This window comes from Planctomycetia bacterium (assembly GCA_034440135.1).
Lineage (GTDB): Bacteria > Planctomycetota > Planctomycetia > Pirellulales > JALHLM01 > JALHLM01.
Window position 1 is genome coordinate 1 of the sequence record JAWXBP010000270.1, and the last position, 8,319, is coordinate 8,319.

Here is an 8,319-nt window from a genome sequence, read left to right on the forward strand (position 1 = left end):
ACTCCGGGAAGTTGAAAGGTTCGTTGAACAAACCAAATTCAACCCCAAGTACGCCGCCTTTCTCAAGCCGCCCTCATCCACAAGATTTGACAATAGCTCCTGTTGTTTTCGCAAGGTGCTGACAGATTTCGCGCGGGAGACAGGAAAGGGCAGTTCGTCCTACGCAATACAAAAGGCATTTGATGAAGACCCCGACTTCACTCGCGACTTGGCCCTGACGTGTGCCGCGAGTTACGCGAAAAAGCCAATGTAGCGGTGGAACCACGATTCAGCCTGCTCACGATTTTGGAAGTAGCTTTCGACGCTGCCGTCGTGTTGATGCTCGTCTACCAGACCGTCCAGCCTGCCGCGGCCCCCGTGCCCTCGTCACCGCTCGTTGGCCGCTACCAGCTGGAGAATGCGGGGACGAACGAACCGTTCTTGGTAGAGAGACGTATTCGGCGGACACGTCTCTTCACCCGTGGCTCTAACCAGCCACTACCGGGCTCCGGAACAGCACGAATGAGATCGATCTGAAATAAATGTTAAGGCGAGCGAGCTGGCGATGATGACGCTGCCACCGTGTGGCACGCGAACATGTCCAAATACTTAAAGCATTCCGATCGTGAGTTGAAGCGCAAAAAACACCCCAGCCAATCGGGGCAGAAATTGACTGGGGCGATCTGAAATGGCGTGAGTGTGATTCACCCAAACCATTTGCAGATGGAGTTTCGGCCAACGTGGTTATCCACACCTCAACGCGATGTGCTGGATCCGGTCATTACGTCAGGCACCGGGTGTGAAGAGAGCGCGATGTGCCAACCAATCTCCCATTTGCCCCATGCCAAAATGCGCCAACGTGGATCACGTGACGTGCTCGGAGGCGTCCCAATCGACAACGTCCGTACGATCGGAACCCAGCGCCACGGGGCAATGCTTGAATGCAACCAGCAGCACATAACAAATCCTTCTGACCACACGATATTGCGGACGACCAGACAGCGTGAGTCATGTGAGTTGCAACACGCGTTCCCTGGTATCAAAAAACAGCCGCTGAGAAATACGGCTCGTGAATGACTGGTCGTGCGATCAGCACGAACGGAACGACTGGTACGTATCAGCAACCATCATTGATGGCAACGAACCTCATCGCGCAGAGAGCAGAATACAATCTGCCGAGATCCGAGGGGTCTAGAAATGATTTGATACGTCCGACGCTTGCGGCGATTGTGCGTTGACGGGGCCTTCAGCTGGGCGCGCGCCTAGTTGAGGCGGCGGGATAGCCTAGCTTCACAGTTTCCATCGGATGAAAGGTGGCGCAACAAAAAACCGCCGAGCACCCACCGGCGGTGTCGGCGGTTGTTGGGTCGCTGAACGGATAACGGCGCTTCCGTTAGCTCAAAACGCCAGCCAATTCGATGGTGCTCAGAGTGTAACAAAGGCGGCACCGTGTCGCCTTCAAAAAGAAGTCCCCGGCCAGCCTACGGTTGCTCGGCTGGCTGGGGTCCGGCGGCTTGCGAACTTCCGCCTAGAGTGCAATGGCAACGTGAAAAAATTGCCCGGCCGGGTCCATCGGCGAACGTCCCCGGCCGGGTGAATAAGAACATCCCTGTCCCACTCAGAGAACGAGCCTAGCAGATGAGGTTGCGCGCACGGAAGAGGTGAACGATTCGCTAAATGCGGGCGCAAAAAAGAGGGCCGCCGGAATCAAGTTAAAAATTCCGGCGGCCCGCGCGATATTCGCCATTGGGAAGGTGCGAGCAACCCATTGACGAGAGACAGCGATTGCTTGACTCTACGGCTTAGTCGGCTCGGCTGGCGGGGGATTCTCACCGGATTTTTCGACCGTTGTCGTCACCGTCGTGGTGGTCTCGCCTCGGCTGAAAGTTCAAGCACGGATCGTCGTCGAATGCATCAGTTTTTAATATCGATGGATTCCAGCGGCGTTTCTGCCGGCCCCGCGATGACGTCCCCATTGGGTTGGAAACGCGAACCGTGGCAGGGGCAGTCCCAAGTTTGTTCGGCCGAATTCCAACGCACCAAACAGCCCATGTGCGTGCAGTACGCGGAAACTGTTGTGAGCTGGCCTTTCTTATCGCGGGAGCAGGCCACGCGTTGTCCGTTTAACGTCAGGATCTGACCTTCGCCGTTGGAAATGTCATCCGTCGAATCAGCCCTTGCACCGCGCAGGCGGTCTCGCACGAAGTAGTACGGATAGTCGAGGTTCTCCAGCAAGTAATCCCAGGCCCCACCCCGGATCGACTTGCGGTCGACGGCAAAGAGCTCAGCCCAAGGGTTTTGTCGCTCCATCACGCGGTCGCAGGCCATCATCGCGGCGAGCGTTCCGAAAGTCATGCCGTTGCCGCTGAAGCCCGTGGCAACGAATTGGTGAGGAGCCGTTTCTCCGATGAACGGTAATCCGTCGTGCGTTTCGATGACCTGGCCTGACCACCGCCGATCAGGCTTTGCTGCCGGCACAACTTCCTTCAGTTTGCCGAGGAGGGCTGCGAAGCGATCTCCGGTCTCCGCCTCTTGCCCAGTTTTATGATCCTCTCCACCGAAAATGAGATAGTCCTCTTTCTCGCCAGCCTCGACGCGGAGGTAGTAATACGGGTCGGACGTGTCCCAAAAGCAAGCCTCGGGAAGTGTTCCCTTTTTCACCGTCGCGCCAATGGCGTACGACGAATATGGGTAGAGTTTGGTTTGGAACAACGTCGCCTTCACTAGCCCCGTCGCTCCCATGAGCGGGACATGCGTAGCGATGACCACATAGTCTGCTTGAAGGGTGCACTTACCCACGACGAGTTGCAGCGGGTCAGTCTGGACTTCGGTAACTTCGCTCTCTTCGAAAACGCGAGAGCCGTTGCCTACGACGATGTCCGCGAGCGCTGCAAGGTACTTCAGCGGATCAAACTTGGCTTGGTTCGGGAAGCTAATGCCGGGGCGTTCGCAATAGGGAACGGAATCCAAGTATCGAACGGGAAAGCCCAGCTTTTGCCCAATTTCGGCCTCCTTCTGCAGCGCCGCCCGTTCGTCTACTTGCGAACTCCAGGCGGAATGCAGATATCCTGGCACCCGGCGAAAATCGCAGTCGATGTTGCGTTGGGAGACATTGGATTCGATCAGGTTGATCGCTGCTTGCCCACCGCGAAGCGTGAGTGCCGCGGCTTCCTCGCCAAAAGTCTCTGTCAGTTCTGAAAGTCGCAGATCGGTTTGGTAGGTCAGATGCGCCGTCGTCGCGCCCGTATCGCCCATTCCTAGCCGGTCTCGCTCAACTACGCAGACGCGCTTCCCGGATTGTTTGAGCAAATGGGCAGCAGTGATGCCGGTAATCCCACCGCCAATGATGGCGACATCGAAGTGCTCGTTTTTCGCGACTTTCGGATAGCGGGCAGACGAGGCTTTCCACGGAGAACCAGTTTTCACGACGGTCACCTTGGCTCGGTCAATTGAAGTCGACGCTACGGCGTGACATTTGCAAATGGTGTGCCGACTCGCATGGAGAGTCTACCCTGCCCAAAAATGCGGCCATCGGGATATGAGATCGGTTATGTGAGGAGACAAGTAGATCGGAACAGTTCCCCAGCACACTATGAGGATTGGCCACGACCAATGAGCTCGCTGCAATTCGACTATTCACTGGATTTCAACAGCACCGACTTCCGAGCGCACCCTGAGCTGTACCGAAGCGGCAAAGGGGAGCAGGGAGTGCTGCTGGTGCAGCCGTACAAGAATGAGATCCTGCCGCATTGGCGATTCAAAAACGTGCGCGAGGCGATTCAATCGTCAGCCGCGATTTACGAGTTGTTCCTCGGCTACCTAAGAGCAGAAGACTTCCCTGGTGAGGATATGGCTCGCAAGTATTTGCAAATGGGTTGGACGCGAGCGCGCCGTTACGCGAATCACAAAGGCGGACGGAAGTACGACCGGGAATCGGGCGCGGAACTGCCAAGGAAACCAGACCCGGAGAAGGCCCAGGCGGCGGCCATCTTTTACGAGCAGTATGTCGCCGCTCGCAGTCACCCTGAATACTTGCGACAGCGAGAGCGACATCGGAACGCGTATGAGACGCATTCGGACCCCCCGACAGGAAATGCACCGGCGCAAGACTCGCGTCGTTGAAATTTCTCCAGCCGCATCGCAGCTGCCTTCGTCTCGCTTAAGTGACACCGACGAGTCGCCATATCTTTGAAACCGCACCATCGCGCGGGCAAACGAAAGGTGGTTGGGGCCAGTTCGATCAGAGTTGGTTGGAGCAATTCCACACCGACACTCGGACAGTTAGTTGACGTGAATATTCGTCCACTCTCCGCTGCCTATTTCGCCTAATTCCGCAGTTTGGCACGCCGCATGCTAGCACTTCGCAGCTAGCAACAATCGGGGGTGCCGCAATGCCACATTTCAGTTGGAAAACGTTGATTCGTTTGAGCCTCGTGACGGTTCCTGTCCGAGGCTACAACGCGAGCTTGCCTGGCGACGGAGAGCTCCATTTCAATCAATTGCACAAATCCTGCAAGAATCGGATTCGGTATACGAAGACGTGCCCGGTGCATGGTGAAGTTAGCAACGATGAAATCGTCTCTGGATATGAGTACGCCAAGGGGCAATACGCCGTCATCGATCGCAAGGAACTGGATGAGCTGCGTCCTTCGCAAGATCGAGAGATTGCCCTCGACACGTTCGTTCCGATGCACGCGATTGCCCCCCTCTATTTGGATGGACGCAACTACTACTTGATTCCCGACGGAAAAGTCGCGGAGAAGGCGTATCGCGTGCTCTTTCGCGCAATGGAGGCGAGCCAAGTGGCAGCCATGGCGGAAGGGGTGGTCGCCGGCAAAGAAGAGTTGATGCTGTTATGGCCCAGCCAGAAAGTCCTCGTGTTGTCCATGTTGCATCATCAGGCGGAGTTGCGACAGCCGGCAGATTTGGAAGAACATCTCGGCGAAGGCGAAGTGAAAAAGGAAGAACTTCGCTTGGCGCAGTCACTGATTTCAGCATCTGTGACGGATGAATTCGATGTCGGCAAGTACAAGGACAGCCATCTTGCCGACGTCAAAAAGCTCATCGCTGCGAAAGTGAAAGGCAAGAAAGTCGCAATTCCTGACGTACCAGATCAGGGGCCAGCCGTGATCAATATTCTCGATGCACTTAAGAGGAGTCTGGCCAATGGGGGAAAAAAGCGACCCACCGCTAAGGCACGCTCCGCGCGATCGAGCGCGAGGCGAAAGCGGGCATGAGTCGATCTGCTGTGGGACCGCGACGTTTGGTGAAACTCAACTTTAACGTGCGGAAGTGAACCCGTGGGGTTAGTCGAATATCGCCGCAAACGAGACTTCAGCACAACATCCGAACCGAAGGGCGATGTCCGCAAATCCCAGGGAGCCCTTTCGTTCGTCATTCAAAAACATGCCGCAACCCATCTGCACTACGATTTTCGGCTGGAGTTCGACGGCGTTCTGAAGAGCTGGGCCGTTCCCAAAGGCCCCGACTTGAATCCAGCCACGAAACGTCTGGCGATGCACGTTGAAGATCATCCCGTGGAGTACGGTAAGTTTGAGGGCATCATCCCGCAGGGTCAGTATGGTGGGCGGGCAGTGCTGCTGTGGGATCGCGGCACGTGGGAACCTATGGGCGATCCCAAACGCGGCTTCCGTGACGGAAGCTTGAAATTCGTGCTGCACGGGGAAAAGCTCCAGGGAAACTGGATGCTGGTACGCAGAGGCGGTCGTGCAGGGGATGCAGACGAACGTCATTGGTTTCTATTCAAGGAGCGCGACAAGTTCGCGAAGGCTACCGGCAAGTCAATCACGGAACAGAAGCCGCTGAGTGTCGCCAGTGGCAGGACCATGGAACAAATCGCCGAAGCTGCGGATCGCGTATGGGGTTCAACGGCAGTGAAAGAACATGCGTCACGCAAGGTGGTCCGAACGAAGACGAATTCCACCCAGACGGCATCGGCGGAGTTCGCCGGAGTCGAACTCACGCACCCCGACAAGGTCCTTTACCCCGATCAAGGCCTCACCAAGGCAGATCTCGCCCGTTACTACTTATCAGTGGCGGACTGGATTCTTCCTCAGGTGGTTCATCGGCCGCTGGCGCTAGTCCGCTGCCCAGCGGGAAGCAAGAAGCCGTGTTTTTTTCAAAAGCACCCTGGGGAAGGGGCATCCGAACATCTGAAGAGAGTTGATGTTTCTGAGTCGAATGAGCCCAACCAGAACATGATGCTGGCGGACGCGGCAGGCCTTATCTCGTTGGTTCAAATGGGAGTGTTGGAAATCCACGTTTGGGGGGCGCGAAGTCGCTCCCTGGAAAAGCCAGATCGGCTGGTGTTTGACTTGGATCCGGATCCGAACCTGCAGTGGCCGCAGGTGATCACTGCGGCACGAGAGGTTCGCTTGTTTCTGCAAGAGCTTGGGCTCGAATCCTTTGTCAAGACGACCGGCGGTAAGGGCTTACATTTAGTGGTGCCTGTGCAATCGAGACTTGGTTGGGACGAGAGCAAAGCGTTTTGCCGCCGTGTCGCCGAGTTGCTGGAGGAAGCTGCTCCCGATCGTTACATTTCTACCATGAGCAAGGCCGCTAGAAAAGGAAAGATCTTCGTCGACTACCTGCGAAACGGGCGAGGGGCGACGGCCGTGGCGGCGTACTCCACCCGGGCTCGGGACGGCGCACCTATCAGTGTGCCGTTGGCCTGGGACGAGTTGAGTCCGCGATTGCGCTCGGACTACTTTACAATTCAGAATCTTCCGGCACGGCTGCAGAGGCTAAAACTCGATCCTTGGGCAGCATTACCGACATTGAAACAGTCGCTGACCAAGTCGATGTTGAAGCGGTTGGGAGTCGACGAATGACGCTTCCCATTAAATCCCCGTTCCCACCGATGGAGGCCCGGCCGGTGGAGGAGTTGCCGACCGGGGACGAGTGGCAGTACGAGCCCAAATGGGACGGATTTCGTTGCCTGGCGTTTCGTGACGGGAAGAAGGTAACCCTGCAATCAAAATCAGGGCAGTCTTTGGGCCGATACTTTCCCGAAGTAACGGAATCGCTATTGGCATTGCGCGCTTCGCGGTTCGTGCTCGACGGCGAATTGGTCATCCCGATTCGAGGCAAAACGTCATTCGAACAACTGCAGCAACGTGTCCACCCGACCGCGACCAGGGTGAACAAGCTTGCCAGTGAGTTTCCGGCGATTTACATCGTTTTTGATCTGCTCGTAGACGAAGACGGGACCAATCTGTCAAAGCTTCCGCTCAGTGTGCGACGTTCGCGGCTCGAACAATTCAAGAAAAGCTTCTTCGCCCGAAAAACGAGCATTCGCTTGTCGCCAGCGACTAGCAAGTTTCTCACCGCGAAGAAGTGGGGAGCCGGAACGACGTCGGGCTTGGACGGCGTGATGGCGAAGCGTTTGGATTCGCCCTATCGATCAGGGAGCCGCGACGGAATGCAAAAGTTCAAGCGGCGGCACAGCGTTGATTGCGTCGTTGGCGGGTTTCGCTACGCTGAAGGGACGAAGGTGGTAGGCTCACTGCTTCTCGGTCTCTACGACGATCAAGGCCTGTTGCACCACATTGGCTTCACCTCCAGCTTTTCGGCAGCGGAACGCGAGCAGTTGCTTGGAATACTAAAACCTCTCATCGGCGGCACCAGCTTTACCGGAAAAGCACCTGGCGGGCCAAGTCGCTGGAGCACGAAGCGTTCCAGCGAGTGGACATCACTGCGTCCCAAAATCGTCGCCGAAGTGGAATTTGACAGCTTTACGGGCGGACGCTTTCGGCATGGCACGAACCTGCTGCGCTTTCGCCCCGACAAAGCTGCAAAGCAATGCAAGTTCGATCAACTTGGAAGCGCTCGTGGAACGAGTCTGAAGCTACTGAAGAGTTAACCGTAGCAGACGCTATGGCCGAATACGCGCTTCCGGCCGTGTCGTACGAAGTAGCGCCAAGTGCACCGCCCGGCGAGATTTGTGCCCTTGCACGCTGAATTAAAGCGTATCTCACAAAACGAAACCGGGCCGACCGTATGCAAGTACGATCAGCCCGATTCCTTATTTGGAAGTGCCCAGTCCCTGAGGCACGGTGCCGTCCAGAGAGTGGCCCCTCCGCTTCGACAGGCCGATTCCCGTCTGGAAGGTAGTGGGAGTTTCGTCCCGCGTCGTTAGCATCGCCAGGTACGGCAGGGACAATAACTAGAAGTCTGGTCGAATTCCTACCAATAGTTGACGGTACGGCCATTCAGCTTGCCCGTAACCGTTCCCGAATCGGCATGGTTGTTGGGCGTGGTAGGTTGAGGGGGTGTGCTTGAACTTGTGCTTCCCTCGGTGACGGCCATGTCTCGAACTTC

General features: G+C 56.5%; 6 protein-coding genes. 5 read left to right on the top strand and 1 reads right to left on the bottom strand.

Translation table 11 applies throughout. The annotated features are described in order from the left end of the window. Positions 1 to 253: hypothetical protein (locus SGJ19_16610; GenBank protein ID MDZ4781874.1), on the top strand; the 253-nt coding region annotated here is incomplete at its 5' end. Positions 254 to 1,893: 1,640 nt separating this feature from the next. On the opposite strand, the gene SGJ19_16615 is transcribed toward SGJ19_16610, so the two are convergent. After that, on the bottom strand, positions 1,894 to 3,405 hold the full coding sequence (locus SGJ19_16615; protein MDZ4781875.1) for an FAD-dependent oxidoreductase: 1,512 nt from the start codon (positions 3,403 to 3,405) through the stop codon (positions 1,894 to 1,896). A 186-nt stretch (positions 3,406 to 3,591) separates the two neighbouring features. Between SGJ19_16615 and SGJ19_16620 the strand changes: the two genes are divergently transcribed. The 4 genes from SGJ19_16620 to SGJ19_16635 all read left to right on the top strand — a co-directional run bounded on the left by SGJ19_16620 (position 3,592) and on the right by SGJ19_16635 (position 7,861). Next, the gene (locus SGJ19_16620; protein ID MDZ4781876.1) at positions 3,592 to 4,101 is read left to right on the top strand and encodes a DUF4385 domain-containing protein; all 510 of its coding nucleotides are present in this window, start codon (positions 3,592 to 3,594) and stop codon (positions 4,099 to 4,101) included. A gap of 269 nt (positions 4,102 to 4,370) precedes the next feature. Then, entirely contained in the window at positions 4,371 to 5,216 is an 846-nt protein-coding gene (locus SGJ19_16625; GenBank protein MDZ4781877.1) for a Ku protein, read from the top strand. A 63-nt stretch (positions 5,217 to 5,279) separates the two neighbouring features. After that, positions 5,280 to 6,830 (top strand): non-homologous end-joining DNA ligase, encoded by a 1,551-nt coding sequence (gene ligD / locus SGJ19_16630; protein MDZ4781878.1) that lies wholly within the window; start codon positions 5,280 to 5,282, stop codon positions 6,828 to 6,830. Between the two features lie 29 nt (positions 6,831 to 6,859). Continuing rightward, a complete protein-coding gene (locus SGJ19_16635) occupies positions 6,860 to 7,861 on the top strand; it encodes an ATP-dependent DNA ligase (GenBank protein ID MDZ4781879.1) in 1,002 nt (333 codons plus the stop codon). Positions 7,862 to 8,319 lie beyond the last annotated feature (458 nt).

Bases quoted from the DNA above. Each gene is read 5' to 3' on its own strand.
- SGJ19_16625 (MDZ4781877.1), top strand. From the start codon at position 4,371: ATGCCACATTTCAGTTGGAAAACGTTGATTCGTTTGAGCCTCGTGACG.
- SGJ19_16635 (MDZ4781879.1), top strand. From the start codon at position 6,860: ATGGAGGCCCGGCCGGTGGAGGAGTTGCCGACCGGGGACGAGTGGCAG.
- SGJ19_16620 (MDZ4781876.1), top strand. From the start codon at position 3,592: ATGAGCTCGCTGCAATTCGACTATTCACTGGATTTCAACAGCACCGAC.